The sequence below is a fragment of the Aurantimonas sp. E1-2-R+4 genome (assembly GCF_036549515.1).
Classification (GTDB): Bacteria; Pseudomonadota; Alphaproteobacteria; order Rhizobiales; family Rhizobiaceae; genus Aurantimonas; species Aurantimonas coralicida_A.
Window position 1 is genome coordinate 62,544 of sequence record NZ_JAZHLK010000002.1, and the last position, 15,737, is coordinate 78,280.

At 62.7% G+C, this 15,737-nt stretch carries 14 protein-coding genes; 2 read left to right on the forward strand and 12 right to left on the reverse strand.

What is annotated here, in order from left to right; all coding sequences use genetic code 11:
• Positions 1-3: 3 nt before the first annotated feature.
• Positions 4-1,500, forward strand: a complete 1,497-nt coding sequence (locus tag VQ045_RS01700; RefSeq protein WP_331828951.1) for a complex I subunit 4 family protein — start codon at positions 4-6, stop codon at positions 1,498-1,500.
• Between the two features lies 1 nt (position 1,501).
• Positions 1,502-2,911: an NADH-quinone oxidoreductase subunit N gene (locus tag VQ045_RS01705; RefSeq protein WP_331828952.1), complete on the forward strand. Its 1,410-nt coding sequence runs from the start codon at positions 1,502-1,504 to the stop codon at positions 2,909-2,911.
• 61 nt (positions 2,912-2,972) lie between these two features.
• On the opposite strand, the gene VQ045_RS01710 is transcribed toward VQ045_RS01705, so the two are convergent.
• From VQ045_RS01710 to VQ045_RS01765, 12 genes are all read right to left on the reverse strand, one after another.
• A complete protein-coding gene (locus VQ045_RS01710; RefSeq protein WP_331828953.1) occupies positions 2,973-4,292 on the reverse strand; it encodes an adenylate/guanylate cyclase domain-containing protein in 1,320 nt (439 codons plus the stop codon).
• Between the two features lie 391 nt (positions 4,293-4,683).
• Positions 4,684-4,968, reverse strand: coding sequence for a copper-binding protein (locus tag VQ045_RS01715; protein WP_331828954.1), 285 nt, complete (start codon positions 4,966-4,968; stop codon positions 4,684-4,686).
• 40 nt (positions 4,969-5,008) lie between these two features.
• Positions 5,009-5,497 (reverse strand): cupredoxin domain-containing protein, encoded by a 489-nt coding sequence (locus tag VQ045_RS01720; protein WP_331828955.1) that lies wholly within the window; start codon positions 5,495-5,497, stop codon positions 5,009-5,011.
• A 51-nt stretch (positions 5,498-5,548) separates the two neighbouring features.
• Complete coding sequence (locus VQ045_RS01725; protein ID WP_331828956.1) at positions 5,549-6,937, reverse strand: multicopper oxidase family protein; 1,389 nt, start codon at positions 6,935-6,937, stop codon at positions 5,549-5,551.
• A gap of 18 nt (positions 6,938-6,955) precedes the next feature.
• Entirely contained in the window at positions 6,956-8,413 is a 1,458-nt protein-coding gene (locus tag VQ045_RS01730) for a TolC family protein (protein ID WP_327622878.1), read from the reverse strand.
• A 447-nt stretch (positions 8,414-8,860) separates the two neighbouring features.
• Positions 8,861-9,325, reverse strand: coding sequence for a hypothetical protein (locus VQ045_RS01735; protein WP_327622879.1), 465 nt, complete (start codon positions 9,323-9,325; stop codon positions 8,861-8,863).
• Positions 9,326-9,640: 315 nt separating this feature from the next.
• Entirely contained in the window at positions 9,641-10,333 is a 693-nt protein-coding gene (locus tag VQ045_RS01740; protein WP_327622880.1) for an ABC transporter ATP-binding protein, read from the reverse strand.
• Entirely contained in the window at positions 10,333-11,559 is a 1,227-nt protein-coding gene (locus VQ045_RS01745) for a lipoprotein-releasing ABC transporter permease subunit (RefSeq protein WP_331828999.1), read from the reverse strand. Before VQ045_RS01745 ends, VQ045_RS01740 begins: the two co-directional genes overlap by 1 nt.
• Positions 11,560-11,633: 74 nt before the next feature.
• Positions 11,634-12,956, reverse strand: a complete 1,323-nt coding sequence (gene proS, locus VQ045_RS01750) for a proline--tRNA ligase (protein WP_331828957.1) — start codon at positions 12,954-12,956, stop codon at positions 11,634-11,636.
• A 397-nt stretch (positions 12,957-13,353) separates the two neighbouring features.
• Positions 13,354-13,620, reverse strand: coding sequence for a DUF1467 family protein (locus tag VQ045_RS01755; protein ID WP_327622882.1), 267 nt, complete (start codon positions 13,618-13,620; stop codon positions 13,354-13,356).
• 2 nt (positions 13,621-13,622) lie between these two features.
• The gene (gene mce / locus VQ045_RS01760) at positions 13,623-14,027 is read right to left on the reverse strand and encodes a methylmalonyl-CoA epimerase (RefSeq protein ID WP_331828958.1); all 405 of its coding nucleotides are present in this window, start codon (positions 14,025-14,027) and stop codon (positions 13,623-13,625) included.
• A 20-nt stretch (positions 14,028-14,047) separates the two neighbouring features.
• On the reverse strand, positions 14,048-15,694 hold the full coding sequence (locus VQ045_RS01765) for a ribonuclease J (protein WP_331829000.1): 1,647 nt from the start codon (positions 15,692-15,694) through the stop codon (positions 14,048-14,050).
• Positions 15,695-15,737: the final 43 nt, after the last annotated feature.

Consider the following 15,737-nt stretch of genomic DNA (forward strand, 5'->3'; position numbering starts at 1 on the left):
CCCATGCTGACACTCGCTATCCTGCTCCCGCTTTTCGCATCCCTTGCCCTGGCCGTGCGACCGGCCTGGAACGAAACGATGGCGCGCCTGATAGCGATGGCGGCGTCGGGTCTGTCGCTGCTGATGCTGGTCATCGTCTGGATGGGCTTCGACACGGGCGCGGACGCGCCAGCGTTTCAGGCCGTCGGCGAGTTGCAATGGATTCCGACGCTCGGCGTCGCCTGGCGGGTGGGCGTCGACGGCATGGCGCTCGCCATCTCCCTGATGAGCGGGCTGCTGTTTCTCTGCGCCCTTGCGTGGCCGGCCGATTACAAAGGGCGTGCGCGGCAGTACTATGCCTGGTTCCTGTTCCTGCAGGGGGTCTCGCTCGGTCTGTTCCTGACCCTCGATCTGCTCGTCTTCTACGTCTTCTTCGATCTCAGCCTGGTCGGCATGTACTTTCTGATCGGTCGCTGGGGCCATGGGGACGCGGAATACGCGGCGCTCAAATTCTTCATCTATACGCTCGCCGGATCGCTGGCGATCCTGCTGGCGATCCTCGGTCTCGTGCTGGCGAACGATACGCTGACCTTCGACATGCGCGAATTGATCGCCGCTCAGCCCCTGCAAGGAGTGGATATTCGATCGAGCCTCGTGCTCCTGGGATTTCTTGTCGGCTTCGCGATCAAGACGCCGCTCGTGCCGTTTCACACATGGCTACCGCTCGCCCATGTCGAAGCGCCGGGGCCGGCCTCGGCGATCCTGGCTGGCGTTCTGCTCAAGATGGGCACCTACGGGATCGTGCGGATTCCGTTCTCGATGATGCGCGAAACCTTTGCCGCTTATGCTTTTCCCTTGGCGATCGTCGCCGTCGTCTCGATCCTGTGGGGTGCGATCGTCGCGCTTGGCCAAACCAATCTGAAGCGGCGGATCGCCTACACCTCGGTCAATCACATGGGCTACACGGTCCTCGGCATCGCCGCGGCCGGCGCGGCGATTGGCGGCGACGCGGCGCGAAGCCTGGCGCTCAACGGCGCGATAACCGAGATGGTCGCGCACGGCCTCATCACCGGCGCGCTGTTTCTCATGGCCGGCTCCTTCTGGCAGCGAACCGGAACCTACGAGCTTTCGGCCTATGGCGGGCTTGCCCGCGTTGCGCCGAAACTGATGATCGGATTTTTCCTCGCCGCCTTCGCCAGTTTCGGCTTGCCCGCGCTGGCCGGCTTCGTGGCGGAGTTTCAGATTTTCGCCGGCACCTTCGCCGTCTACCCTTGGCTCGCCGCGATCGGCCTGATCGGCATCCTCATCACCGCCGCGTTGTTCCTGTCGATGCTGCAGCAGATCTTCTTCGGCGAGCTTGCGGATCAGCGTCAGGGCTTCACCGATCTCAACAGGACCGAGGTCGGATTTCTCGCGCTCCTTCTCGCCCTGGTCGTGCTGATCGGCATCTATCCCGGCTGGCTCCTTGCCATGATCGAAACCGGTTCGGCTTTCCTGCCTCTCCAGGGGACCGAAGGCTGACATGATGCCGCTTGGAGATATTCTCCCGGAGATCACCGTCATCGTGACGGCGGTTGCCATTCTTCTGTTCGCGTCTTTCGCTTCGCAGCGGCGCCAGTGGATCGGCGCGCCTCTCGCCCTGTGTGGGCTGGGCGTCGCCGCCTTCCTTTGCGGACTTCAAATAGGCTCGGAGCGGCTGACTTTCTCGGGAAGCTGGGCGCTCGACGTGGCCAGCATCTGGGGGCGGCTGCTCATCCTCGGCGCGACGGCCTTCGTCGTCGTCATGTCGCCCGATTGGTTCGACCGGGACCGGCGGCACGGCGAATACTACGCCATCCTCCTGTTCTCGGCGCTCGGCGCGATGGCGATGGCCGGCGCCGCCGATATCCTCCAACTCGTCATCGGCGCCCTGCTCTCCTCGGCGACCGGCTATGTTCTCGCCGCCTATCATCGCGATTGGGCCTTGTCGGTCGAGGCCGGCATGAAGTTCTTTCTGATCGGCGCGCTGGCCAATACCAGCTTGATGCTCGGCGCCATCATGATGGTCGGTATGCTGGGTGATACGGGGTTCACGGGGATGAGAGCCACGCTGGCCTCCGGTGAATCGTCGCCAGTCCTGCTGCTGGGAACTGTCCTCGTCCTCGTCGGCCTGAGCTACAAGCTCGGCGCCGCGCCTGCTCACGCCTGGATGCCCGATGTCGCGGAAGGCGCCCCGGCCCCAGCCGCCGCTTTCCTGACAGTTGTGCCGAAGATTGGAGCCGCGATCGTGCTGGCCCGCCTTGTCTCACTGTTTCCCATCGACGCGGCCGCCGTCCGGCCTTTGGTAGCGGCCTTGGCGCTGATCACCATGACGCTCGGAAACCTGGCTGCCCTCTGGCAGGACGATCTGCGCCGGATGCTCGGCTGGTCATCGGTCTCGCAATCGGGCTACGCGCTGATGGCGATCACCGTGGTCGGGCTCAGTCCCGCCGCGATGCCGGCCCTGATCATATTCCTTCTCGGCTACAGCACCGCCAACCTCGCGACCTTCGCCGCGATCACGCATCTGCGTGGCCGCACCGACCGCGCCGATTTCTCCGGCCTCGCCAGCAGCAGGCCACTGGAAGCGACCGCCATCATTATTGGGCTCTTATCCCTGGTCGGCATCCCGCCGCTGATCGGCTTCCTCGGCAAGCTCGAACTGTTCCTCGCGACGATCGAGGGTGGATACGCGTGGCTGGCAGTGGTCGCCGTCGCCAATACGGTCGCCTCGCTGTTCTACTACCTGCGCTTCATCGCGCCGATGATCTTCGCCAAATCATCGAGCGAGCCGGCAACGCTCGGCTCATGGTCCGGTGTCGCGATGGTCACCGGGCCCATTGCCATCGTCTTGCTCGGTCTGTTGGTGAACGTAATCTTGGCGCCGCTCATCGGGAGCGAGCTGCTGCCCTGATGATTTTGGGCTGCGTCATTACGCCAGAGGGTCCGCTACGGCGGAGATCACCTTGCGGCGATCAGCTCAGCATCTGTTCAATCGGAAGATAAAAAACGTCTGCGGCTTCCATTCGGCCAGGCACCTGAACGTTTTGACTCCATCGCCAGCTCAATCCGAGCCGTCCTGACGGCAATCGCCGCAGGATCTCCCGCGAAATGACGATCTTGGCCCCAAGCGTCTTCGACATTTCCTGCAGGCGATGCGCAAGGTTCACCGCATCCCCGAGTACCGTGTACTCGCTGTGCCGGCCGCCGAGGACAACCCCACCAATGACATGGCCGTGGTGGATCCCGACGCCGAACTGGAGCGGGATCTTGCCGTCATTAGTCCTCATGTCGCTCCATGTCTCGAGGCGATGGATCAGGTCGCAGGCGCAGTCGAACGCACGCACGGCGTCCGTGGCATCGGGGTGGGGAAAGCCGAACACCGCCATGACGCCGTCGCCCATGAACTTGTCCACCCGCCCGTCCCATTCCGAAACCGTTTCCACCACCCGTTGGCGGTATTCCGACAGCAGCGACGCGACATCTTCCAGCGCCATTTGCTCAGACAACCCCGTGAAGCCGCGGATGTCGATAAAGACGACGGCCGCCTCGTTTCGCTGAAGCCCGACATGTGCCCCACCCGATGCCAGCAACACTGCCGTTGTCGGAGAGAAAAACCGGGAAAGATTGGCGCGCTCACTTGACGTCGACACAGCGAAGCGCACGAGCCGCCTGATGTCGACCACCAACATGACCTGGATGGCCGCGACAGCCGCGAAGGCGAGAAGGCGCACGCTCGCCGCTTGTAGTTCCTCTGATGACATCCCGATCTGGAACGGGTCGTCGAACAGGGACAGCGCCGCGACGGCGGCGGATCCCAGAGTCACGAGGGCAGCGAAAACCGCCACCGGACCGGCGCGCATCCGCATGCTGGCATGGGAAAGAAGGACAAATGCGATCGCCAGACTGGGCGTGGCCAGCGCGTCCACGAAGGACGAGCCGGGAATAAACATGTGCTCGGCCGCGAGATAAACGACCAAGGCGGCGTCGATGCAGATGTAGGGCCAATTCAGCCACGAGCGGAACAACCCGGACACCACGAGAGCCACGGCCAGAACCGACGTCGCGGCGTACGCGATCAACAGCGCGATATGCGCCTGATGGTTGATAACGTCCGGCTCGAGAGCCACCGAGATGGCGAAGACGAGAAGGGCGAGGAAGCGCCAGATGACGGTCCTCAGCTCGTTACGCCGCTCGACCTCCAAGATCATTCCGTCGATGTCGCTGCGGCCCGAGTCGATTGCTACCATTGGGGTGATTGCCTCGGCATTTTGATTCCTTGATGTCGCCGTCAACGTTGACGGCGCGCACGACGGCAAGAACACGCGCTCTCACGCCTGCCTCGCGTCTCGGTTTGCAGTAGAGGGAGATCTGTCCACCGATCGAAGATCGCAATCGATCCAATCAGCGGACGTTGTCCCCGAGCGCTTCTCGTCGGAAGAATGCGATGGCGGGATTTATCTAATTAAATACTGTAGCAATATTTTATTCTTCCTGCCAATATGTATAGTGTACTGAATTTTGTCATTATGATGACAATCATAATACGATATTATATTAAAAAAGAAAAATAAATATTATTATACTTCTTTATCGATGGCTCTCTCGGTCGATTCGCAACCAGCATAGTCGTCGCGAACCGGCTCGGGGCGAACTCCATTCGCCCAGAGCCGTGAGTGTCGAGCCCTACTTCATCTCAACGACGGTAAGCTTGCCTTTAACGCGGTCGGCGACGAACTCAATGTTCTTGCCTTCCTTCGCCTTGGCCAGCATCTTTTCGTCAGAAACCTTGAAAACCATGGTCATTGCCGGCATGTCGAGGTTCTTCAGCGCGCCGTGCTTGATCGTCAGCTTCTGCTGCTTGGCGTCGATCTTGGTGATCTGGCCCTTGGTGTATTCGACCGCGACGGCCGGACTGGCCAGAGCGAGCGAAAGGAACGAGAGCGCGGCGATTTTGATGAGCTTGGTCATGTGATTTTTCCTGATTGTGAGGGTGAGAGATGTGTCGCGTTCAACGCGACGCGACGGTCAATGGGCCATGCATGCCCATGTCGTAGTGTCCGGGGATCAGACACGCGAATTGGAAGTTGCCGGCCTTGGTGAAAGTCCAGACGATTTCGCCGGCTTCCTCCGCGGGCAGACGGATAGCGTTGGGATCGGCATGTTCCATCTCCGGGAACTTCTCCATGAGCAGCTTGTGCTCCTGGACCCCTTCCGAAGTATCCATGACGAACTCGTGCTCCAGCACGCCGTCATTGGCGATGACGAAGCGGATGGTTTCGCCCTTCTTGACCTCGATCTTGGAAGGTTCGAACAGCATGTCGCCGTCCTCGGTCTCCAGCATCGTGATCTCGATGGTCCGATCGGCGGTCGCCGCCTTGCCGGCTTTGCCGATCGCCACTTCGTCCTCATGACCGCCGCCATGCTTACCGCCGGCCGACGCCGATGTGGCGACGAGCGCGGCTGCGAATGCCGTCGCGATGAACAGTCGTTTCTGCATAAATTATCCTCGTTTCGTTTTGTATTTGCGTCCCTTGCTTTCCCGGCCTTGCTACATGCCGGAATGCGTTCCCCCACCGGGCATCGTCTGCCGCGTGGGCTTCGATGGCAGCGCGCTGCCCTGGGCGCTGGAAACGGGAGCCGATGTCGCGTCGGGCAGCGATCCGGTCCATTCGTAGGCCACCGTGCCTGGAGGATTTTCGTAGTCGCCGGGATCTTCGTAGTCGCCGGCCTCGATCCCCTCCCGCACCTTCACCACGGTGAACATGCCACCCATTTCGAGTGAGCCGAACTGTCCCCAGCCGGCCATCATCGGAATGGTGTTGTCCGGGATCGGCATCGACATTTCCGCCATATCCGCCATGCCCTTCGTTCCCATCGGCATGTAGTCCGGCTGGACCGTGCGGATCTTGCGGGCGACGTTGGTCTTGTTGGCTCCGATGAAGGTCGGGACATCGTGCCCCATCGCGTTCATCGTGTGATGCGACTTGTGGCAGTGCAGGGCCCAATCGCCCGGATGGACCGCGTCGAATTCGTAGGCCCGCATCGCCCCCACCGGGATATCAATGGTGACCTCCGGCCAGCGTGCCTCCGGACGCACCCAACCGCCATCCGTGCAGGTGACCTCGAAATCATACCCGTGCATGTGGATCGGATGGTTGGTCATGGTCAGATTGCCGACCCGCACGCGCACCCGGTCGTCCTTGGCCACGATGAGCGGAGCCACGTCCGGAAAAATTCGGCTGTTGATCGTCCACATGTTGAAGTCGGTCATTTCCATGACCTTCGGAAGATAGGAGCCCGGATCGATGTCGTAGGATGACAGCAGGAAGACGAAGTCGCGGTCCACCGGCATGAAGGACGGGTCCTTCGGGTGGATGACGAAGGAGCCCATCATCCCCATCGCCATCTGCACCATCTCGTCGCCATGCGGGTGATACATGAAGGTGCCGCTCTTCAAAGCGTCGAACTCGTAGACGAACGTCTTGCCCGACGGGATCGGCGGCTGCGTCAACCCGGCCACGCCATCCATGCCGTTGGGAAGGATCAACCCGTGCCAGTGGACGGTCGTATGCTCGGGAAGCTTGTTCGAGACGAAGATGCGGATTCGATCACCCTCGACGCATTCGATCGTCGGGCCGGGCGACTGACCGTTGTAGCCCCACAGATAGGCGGTCATGCCATCGGCCATCTCCCGCTCGACGGGCTCGGCCACAAGATGGAACTCCTTGATCCCATTGTTCATGCGGAACGGAAGCGACCAGCCGTTTAGGGTCACCACAGGATTGTAGTCCGGCCCCGCCGTTGGCATCAGCGGCGGCTGCGTTGCCGCCTCTTCCATGATCGGAGCTTCCGGCAAGCCCATGGCCGAAGTCTTCGACCACATCGCAGTCCCGGCGAGCGCGGCGCCCGCACCAATGAATTGTCTTCTGGAAAACATCTGTCTGGTTCCTTCCGTTCAATCGCCGTCGCCATCGCCGTCGCCGGCCGCCATCTCGAGACCACCACCCGATTCGATCTCGCCGCCGCCATAGACGGCGGAGGCCAGCCCGGCATCGGCGAGATAGAAGGCGCGCTTGGCGTTGACGGAGAGGATGATCGAGGTGAGCTTGGCCCGGGTGTCGGCCAGAAGGTCGAACGTGTTCGAGATCATGCCGCTATAGGTGAGGATCGCTTCCTTCTCGATCGTCGTGCGCAGCGGTACGACGTTCGAGCGATAGTGCCTGGCGATATCGTATCGGGAGCGGTACGCTTTGTAGGCGGAGCGCGCTTCCGAGCGGATGTCGACGGCCTTTGCCGCCAAGACGTTCGCAGCCCGCAAATACGCGAACTCAGCCTTGCGAAGCCGCGCCTGACCGCTATCGAAGATCGGAATTTCCAGGCCGACCTCAAGGATACCCGAGAGCTGGTTGGTGCTTTTCTTGCTGCCGTCCTCGCCCTCTTCGGCTTCCTCTTCAAGCTCGAGCCCGGCGGCCAATTCGAGATCGGAGACGTAGCGCGTGGCCTTCGTCAGGCCGTAGGAACGCGCCAGCGCATCCAGTTCGAGCCGCGCCACCTGCAGGTCCACGCGATCGCGCAACGCCTCCGCCTCGATGGCGTTGCGGGTCTGGATATTGCGTGGCAGGCTCGGCAGCGCGTTCGGCACCTCAAAGGACAGGTTCCCTCCCCAGACCCCCATCAGCCGGATCAGCCGCTCCTTGGCGAGCTGCGCGGCCAGTCGCGCCTCTGCGGTCTGGCCAGTCAATTCCGCGTAGAACACCTGCTCACGAGCCTGATCGATCTTCGGAAAGGCCCCCGTCTTCCCGAGTTCGGTAGCAAGCTCGGCAGCCGCATCGGCCGCGACCTTCGCCCGGTTCATGTAGGCCACGGTCTCCCAGGCGCCGACCGCCTCGATCCATGCGGCCCGCGTCTGCGCGGCCAGCGCGAGCGTCGCCTCGACAGCCCGCAACCGCGCCTGAAGCACACGCACCTCGGAGACGTCCAGTCGCCGCTCGCGCGTCATCAGCCGGATGACGTTGGCCGCGATCAGCCCCTCGACGGTTCGCAGCGCGCCGATGCCGGCATAGCTCACCGCCAGATTGGGATTGACCGGCAGGCTCTCCTGCCAGAGATCGGCAACCGACATGCCGATGTCGGCATAGGCGGCCTGCAGGCTCTTGTTGTTCAGCAACGCAACTTGCACCGCCGTTTCGACCCCGACGGTCTTGTTCGCCAAAAGCTGGCTGACACGCTTGTTGACGGCGGCCGCCTCGGCCCGATTCTGAACCCAGGCAGTTTCCTTGCCGAGGGTTGCCGCGGTCTGATCCTGCACGATCGCAAAGCCGAGCTTCGGATCAAAGTCTTCGGTGATCGCGACGCAGCCGGAGACGAAAAGGGGGACAACCGCCATCGCGGCCTTGCGAAACACACGCATCATTTCGGCGCCTCATCTTCGGTGGCAGTTTCAGCGCCGACCGGGGCCATCGCGACGCCGGTCCGCCGCCATCCGGTTGGCTCGGCGGGACTACGCCTTGAATATCCACCAATGACCGACCGGTAATTGGTGCCGCCGGACGCAGCGGACGGGTCGTCCGCGGACGGAGAGGTAAGAACTTGCGGCAAACCCATGGGTTCGCTTGTCGCGCAGCCAGCCAGAAGCAGGCCGGGCAAGCCGACAATCATGAAGCGGATCATTGAAAGGACCTAACGGGCGAACTTTCCCGCTCGCCGGCCGTTCACGGGCCGGTCGATACGATGAAGTTCCCAAACGTGGAGAAGCGAGAACACCTGACGCTCTAGGCGTGAGGAGGACTCATCTGTGACGATGTCCGGTCCATCGGAGACGGCATGCGAACATCATAGGGCGCGCGGCGGCGCCGTCAGGTCAGGCTCGCGGGGGTCTTTTGCCAGTCGGAACCTGGCTTCCCACCAATTCGACCACGTGCCAACCGAGACCCCACTTGGAGGGCCAGTCCAGATGATATTCCGCCAACAGGTCCGGCATTGAAGCCGGCGGGCAGTGATCGTTGTGTTTGTCGCCCGTCGCCTTGGGCAAGGGCTTGGCGTCGCGGGCAGCATCGTTCGCGGCCGAAGCGACATGATCCTCGGCAACTTCAGTAACTGATGGATCGACGATCGAAGCTGCAAATGCGCGGTCACCCGTGTGGGGCGACGCGTGCGCCAATTGAGACGAAAGCACCGCCACGCAGAAAAGCGCTGCGGCCAACAGCCGGCCTATCGCTTGCAAGGGGTGTTTCAGGTTTGTCATCGGCATCCGGGTACTGGATTCGCTGGAATCAGTCCATACTGAAATGTTCACGTCGACGTCATCGGCTTGAAAATGTTGCACTGCAAATTCATCGACTCGCGGAGCAGTGCGCATCCTCAATGAGGACGTTCGATCGCATCGCATCGTGTCCAAACTCGGGCGACCGTGACTGAAACCGGCTCCAACCTTGCGCCAAGTTTGCGCCTTCGATCGCGAGGCCGAGAAATCGAGACTAGATCATATCCCAAGCCTCGGACGGCCGGGTTGTTACCCGTTCGCGGAAGGAAGCGCTGGCCTCTTCCATCGAACAGTTCGGCCCGCTCGCCGAACACCTCCTCACCGGGGTCGATGGGAGCAAGGGCGCCGCAGACGATGGCAGCAGCCGCGCGAGCGGCATCAACCCATCTGCAGCGGAACGACCTTCCCGGCCTCGATGGTGACCGCACGATCCATACGTGCGGCAAGCTCATGATTGTGGGTCGCGATCAGGGCCGCCACGCCGGACTGGCGCACCAGCGCCGTCAGCGCGTCGAACACGTAGCCCGCCGTCGTCGGATCGAGATTTCCCGTCGGCTCGTCGGCGAGCAGGACATGCGGCGCGTTGGCCACCGCCCGGGCGATCGCGACGCGCTGCTGTTCACCACCCGACAGTTCGGCCGGGCGATGGTCGGCCCGCTTGCCGATGCGCATGTAGTCGAGTAGCTCCCGTGCTCGCGCGACAGCGTCCGGACGACGCTGACCGAGAATCATCTGGGGCAGCATGACGTTCTCGAGCGCCGAGAACTCCGGCAACAGATGGTGGAACTGGTAGACGAAACCGATCGAGCGACGGCGCATCTCGGTTCGCCGGTCGTCGCCGAGATTGCCGCAAGCCTGCCCGTCGATGAATACTTCGCCGCCGTCCGGCCGTTCCAGCAGGCCGGCGATGTGAAGAAGCGTCGACTTTCCCGCCCCGGACGGCGCCACCAGCGCCACCATCTCGCCGGCGCTGATGCCGACATCGGCCGCGTCGAGAATGGTCAGGCGGTCATCGCCCTGTTTGTAGTGCCGCTCGACCTGATCGAGCCGCAGCGCAAAGGTCTCAGCCATCATTCGTACCGCAACGCTTCGACCGGATCGAGCCGCGACGCCTGCCAGGACGGCAGGATCGTTGCCAGAAACGACAGGCCGACCGCCATCGCGACGACCAGCACCACCTCGGTCGCGTCGATCTCGGCGGGAAGCCGGCTAAGGAAATAGAATTCGGGATTGAACAACACCGTCCCGGACAGCCACGAAAAGAACTGCCTGATGTTCTCGATATTGAGACCGAACAGTACGCCCAAGACCAGCCCGGCGAACGTGCCGGCGAGACCGATCGAGGCGCCGGTGATCAGGAACACGCGCATCACGGCGCCCCTGGTCGCCCCCATGGTCCTCAGGATCGCGATATCCCGCCCCTTGTCCTTCACCAGCATGAACAGGCCGGAGATGATGTTGAGAGCAGCAACCAGGATGATCAGCGTGAGGATGATGAACATGACGTTCCGCTCGACTTCCAGCGCCGAGAAGAACGAGGCGTTCTGATCCTGCCAGGTGACGGTGTAGTTCGGGCGGTCGGCCGCCGCCTCCACTTTCGGCTGTAGCGCGCGAACGGCGTCCGGGTCGTCGACGAACATCTCGATCGACTGCACCTGGTCCTCCTGATTGAAGAACAGCTGCGCCTCCGACAAAGGCATATAGACATAGGCCGCGTCATACTCCGACAGCCCGATCTCGAAGATCGCGGTGACCGGATAGGCCTTGACGCGCGGCGTCGTGCCGAGCGGCGTCACGTCGCCATCAGGCGAGATCAAGGTGATGTTGTCGTTCAGCCGCAGCCCGAGCGCCTCGGCCAACCGGATGCCGATCGCCACTCCGCCGCCGGTGTCGAACTCAGAAAGCGTGCCTTGCCGGATGTTCTCCGAGACGGGCGCGAGTTCGGCGAGATCGGCGCCGCGAACGCCCTTGACCAGCGCGCCGGTGTTCGATGTTCCGGCGCCCGAGGCCAAGACCTGCCCCTGCACCAAAGGCATGGCAAAATCGACACCCGGCACCGCCGCGATACGCTTGGTGACCTCGTCGTAGTCGCGGAGCGGCTGGTCGATCGGAAACATGATGACATGACCGTTGACGCCGAGAATGCGGGTCAACAGCTCGCCGCGAAACCCGTTCATCACCGACATCACGATGATCAGCGCTGCCACGCCCAGCATGATCCCGACGAATGAGAAACCGGCGATCACCGACACCCCGGCATCGCGGCGCCGCGACCTCAGATAGCGGCCAGCCAGCATCCATTCGAAGCGCGAGAACGGCCGGGTCGAGGTGCGGCCCTCAGGCGCCGCACGGGCTGCGAAAGGGGTATCGCTCACGCCAGTACCCGCTCGACCACGGCGGTGAGCGGCATCGTATCGCGCGCGCCGGTCGCCCTCACCTTGACTTCCGCCTCCCCCGCCTTGGCGCCGCGCGGACCGACAATCACCTGCAGCGGGAGGCCGATCAGGTCCATGGTGGCGAATTTGGCTCCGGCGCGCGTGTCCTGATCGTCATAAAGGACGTCGAGGCCAGCGGTCTGGAGCTGGCGATAGAGGTCGTCGCAGGCAGCGTCGCAGGCGGCATCGCCCGGCTTCATGTTGATGAGACCGACATCGAAAGGCGCGACGGATTTCGGCCAAATGATGCCGTTCTCGTCGTGCGAGGCCTCGATGATCGCCGCCAAGAGACGGCTCGGCCCGATGCCGTAGGAGCCCATGTGGACCGGCACGTCTTTGCCGTCGGGGCCGGTGACGACCGCCTTCATCGGCTCGGAATATTTCGTCCCGAAATGGAAGATGTGGCCGACCTCGATACCGCGCGCGGCGATCTTCTGGTCCTCCGGCAGCGTGTCCCAGGCGGCGGTGTCATGCATCTCGTCCGTCGCCGCGTATGGCGTGGTCCAGGACTTGACGATCTCGGCAAGACCAGCCGCGTCGTCGAAATCGACGCCTTCGTCCGGCACGTCGAGATCGAGATAGTCGCGGTGACAGAACACCTCGCTCTCGCCGGTCGAAGCCAAAATGATAAACTCGTGGCTGAGATCGCCGCCGATCGGTCCGGTATCGGCCCGCATCGGGATCGCCTTCAGCCCGCAGCGCTGGAAGGTCCGCAGATAGGAGACGAACATCCGGTCGTAGGCGGTCTTGGCGCGTTCGAAGTCGATGTCGAAGGAATAGGCGTCCTTCATCAGGAATTCCCGGGAACGCATGACGCCGAAGCGGGGCCGCACCTCGTCCCTGAACTTCCACTGGATATGGTACAGATTAAGCGGCAGGTCCTTGTAGGAGCGGACGTAGGACCGGAAAATGTCGGTCACCATCTCCTCATTGGTCGGCCCGAACAAAAGATCGCGCTCGTGGCGATCCTCAATCCGCAACATCTCCTTGCCGTAGTCGTCATAGCGGCCGCTCTCGCGCCACAGATCGGCCGGCTGGATCGTCGGCATCAACAGCTCGATAGCCCCGGAGCGATCCTGCTCCTCGCGGATGATCCTGCAGACCTTGTCGAGCACCTTCTTGCCGAGCGGCAGGAAGGTGTAGAGGCCAGCCGCCTGCTGACGGATCATGCCGGCGCGCAGCATCAACCGATGGGAAACGATCTCCGCTTCCTTCGGGGTTTCCTTGAGAATGGGCAGAAAATATCGCGACAGGCGCATGAGGTTTCCGGTGAAATCGGTGTGTCGCGGCGCCATGGCCGCACGGTCGCGTCTTAAACGCTTGATCCGTGATTGGAAAGACGGCAACACGCCATCCGCGCATCGGCGACAAATCGGGCTGACGACGGCATCGCCGTGACGGCGGCGCGATCAAAAAATGACACAGTCGCAAAATTCACGTGACAATCGCCGCTGTGCTGGCTAACCTTCGCTTGCACAAAAAAGGCGCTGGCAAGGCGCCATATTTGCGGTCTAGTCTTGGGAGGACGTGGTTTCCGGCGCGGCAGTCGTCGCAGCCCCGGTCAAAGTTACCGGCGGGAAATCCAGGCACGCGACCTAGAATGCAAGGTGAAAGCCTTGCATTTTTTTTGTGCCTGCGCTCCTGCGTCTGTGGGTATCAGGTGCCGGGAATAATGTGCGGAAGATCGTCCGGCCCGAAGCCGTAGACCTGCGTCACGACGTAGAAGACCGCGAAAATCACCGTCGCGAGCAGCGTCGTCTGCGCGAGCTTACGCCCCATCCGGGCGTGGGTCGGCGCGCTATGCGCCGTCCCGAGGATCACGTCGTCGTCTTCGATCTGCGAGCGTACTCCCAGCGGCAAGATGACAAACAGCGACACCCACCAGATGATGAAATAAATCGCGAGCGCCGATACCCAGCCCAATGTCAGACCTCCTCCAGTTCGGTCAGCGTGCCGAACATGTCACCGGGATGGATGAACAACACCGGACGCCCATGCGCTCCGATCTTCGGCTCGCCATCGCCGAGCACCCTCGCCCCACCGGCGATCATCCGATCCCGCGCCGCCTTCAGGTCGGACACTTCATAGCAGATATGGTGCATGCCGCCCTTCGGATTCTTGGCGAGAAACGCGGCGATGGGCGACGCTTCGCCCAGCGGCTCCAGGAGCTCGACTTTGGTGTTGTCGAGCTCCACGAAGACGACCGTGACACCGTGCTCGAGCAATGCCTGTGGCTCCGACACTGTTGCCCCCAGCGTCTCGCGATAGCGCCGCACCGCTCCCGAAAGATCGGGAACGGCCAGAGCCACATGATTCAGTCGACCGAGCATGGCATTTCCCTCGACGGGTTTCAGGACCGCGTGACGAACACCGTGACGATCGGCTTCTTACCCCACGCCTCGAAAGCGGCCCCGCGCACCGCGCGGCGGACCGACTCGCCGAGTTTGTCGAGGTCCTTGCGGCGGTTGCGCGGCGTGCTCTCGACAGCACCGGCGGCGGCGTCGATCAGGACATCCTCAATCTCCTCACCGGTCGCGTCGTCCTGCGGCAGGCCGAGCGCCACGAGGTCGGGATCCTCGCGCAATTCCAGCTTGCCATCCAATTCCACCAGCACCGCCACGTGGCCGACGAAGGACAGCCTGCGGCGCTCGTTGATGCCCATGGCTTCGGCTGTGCCGATCAGGCGGCCGTCCTTGTAGAGACGTCCGACCGGAACCTCATGGACGACCTGGGCGGCGCCGGGCGCCAGTTGGACGGCGCGTCCGTTGCGCGCCTCGACCACCTGTTTGATCCCCAATTCCCGCGCGAGGGCCGCGTGGGCGGTCAGATGCGCGGCCTCGCCATGGGCCGGAATGGCGATCGTCGGACGCACCCAATCATACATCTGACGCATCTCGCTGCGACGCGGATGGCCAGAGACGTGGACGAGTTGCTCGCCATCCTCGAGCACCTTGACGCCGCGTTCGATCAGCGCGTTCTTGATATCGATGATGAGCTTTTCGTTGCCGGGAATCGCGCGCGAGGAGAAGATCACAAGGTCGCCCCGCGACAGCGCGACGCTCGGATGCTCGTCCCGCGCGATACGCGCCAGCGCGGCGCGGGCCTCGCCCTGGCTACCGGTCAGGATGATCACCGCCTTTTCAGGCGGGATGTAGCCGAAGTCCTGCTCGCCCAGGAACGGCGGAATGCCGTCCATATAGCCGAGCTCGGTCGCGACATCGATCATCCGGCGCATCGAGCGCCCCATCAGCAGCACTTGCCGCCCGGCATCGCGAGCCGCCGCCGCAATCGAGCGGATGCGCCCGACATTGGAGGAGAAGGTGGTGACGGCAACCCGGCCCTTGGCGCCCCGGATGATCTCGGCAAGTGACGCCGAGACCGCTGTCTCGCTGGGGCTGTCGCCCTCCCGAAGCGCGTTGGTCGAATCGGCGACGATGGCGAGGACGCCTTCGTCGCCGATCTCGCGCAGCCGCTTCTCGTCGGTCGGCGCACCGAGCGCCGGCGTCGGATCGATCTTCCAGTCGCCAGTGTGGACGACCGTGCCGGCCGGCGAACGGATCGCCAGCGCCACCGGTTCGGGGATCGAGTGCGTGACGTTGATCGCCTCGATCTCGAAGGGACCGACGTTGAAGCGATCACCTGCCGCGAACAGCTCCACCGGAATCTTCGGAGCGCCCGGCTCCCCTTCCCGCTTGGCCGCCAGCAACGCCGCGGTGAAAGCGGTTGCGTAGACCGGAACCTTCAGCTTCGGCCAAAGATCGAGCAGAGCACCGTAGTGGTCCTCATGCGCATGGGTGATGACGATCCCCTTCAGCGCATTCTTCTGCTTTTCCAGAAACCGGATGTCGGGAAGAACGAGATCGACCCCAGGAAAGTCGGGACCGGCAAAAGAGACGCCGCAGTCGACCACGATCCACTGTCGATCATCATCCGGCCCATAGCCGTACATGGCGAGATTCATGCCGATCTCACCGATGCCGCCGAGCGGCACAAACATTAGCTTGTTCAAACTTCTATCTTCTTTCGTGTCTTTGCCCCGC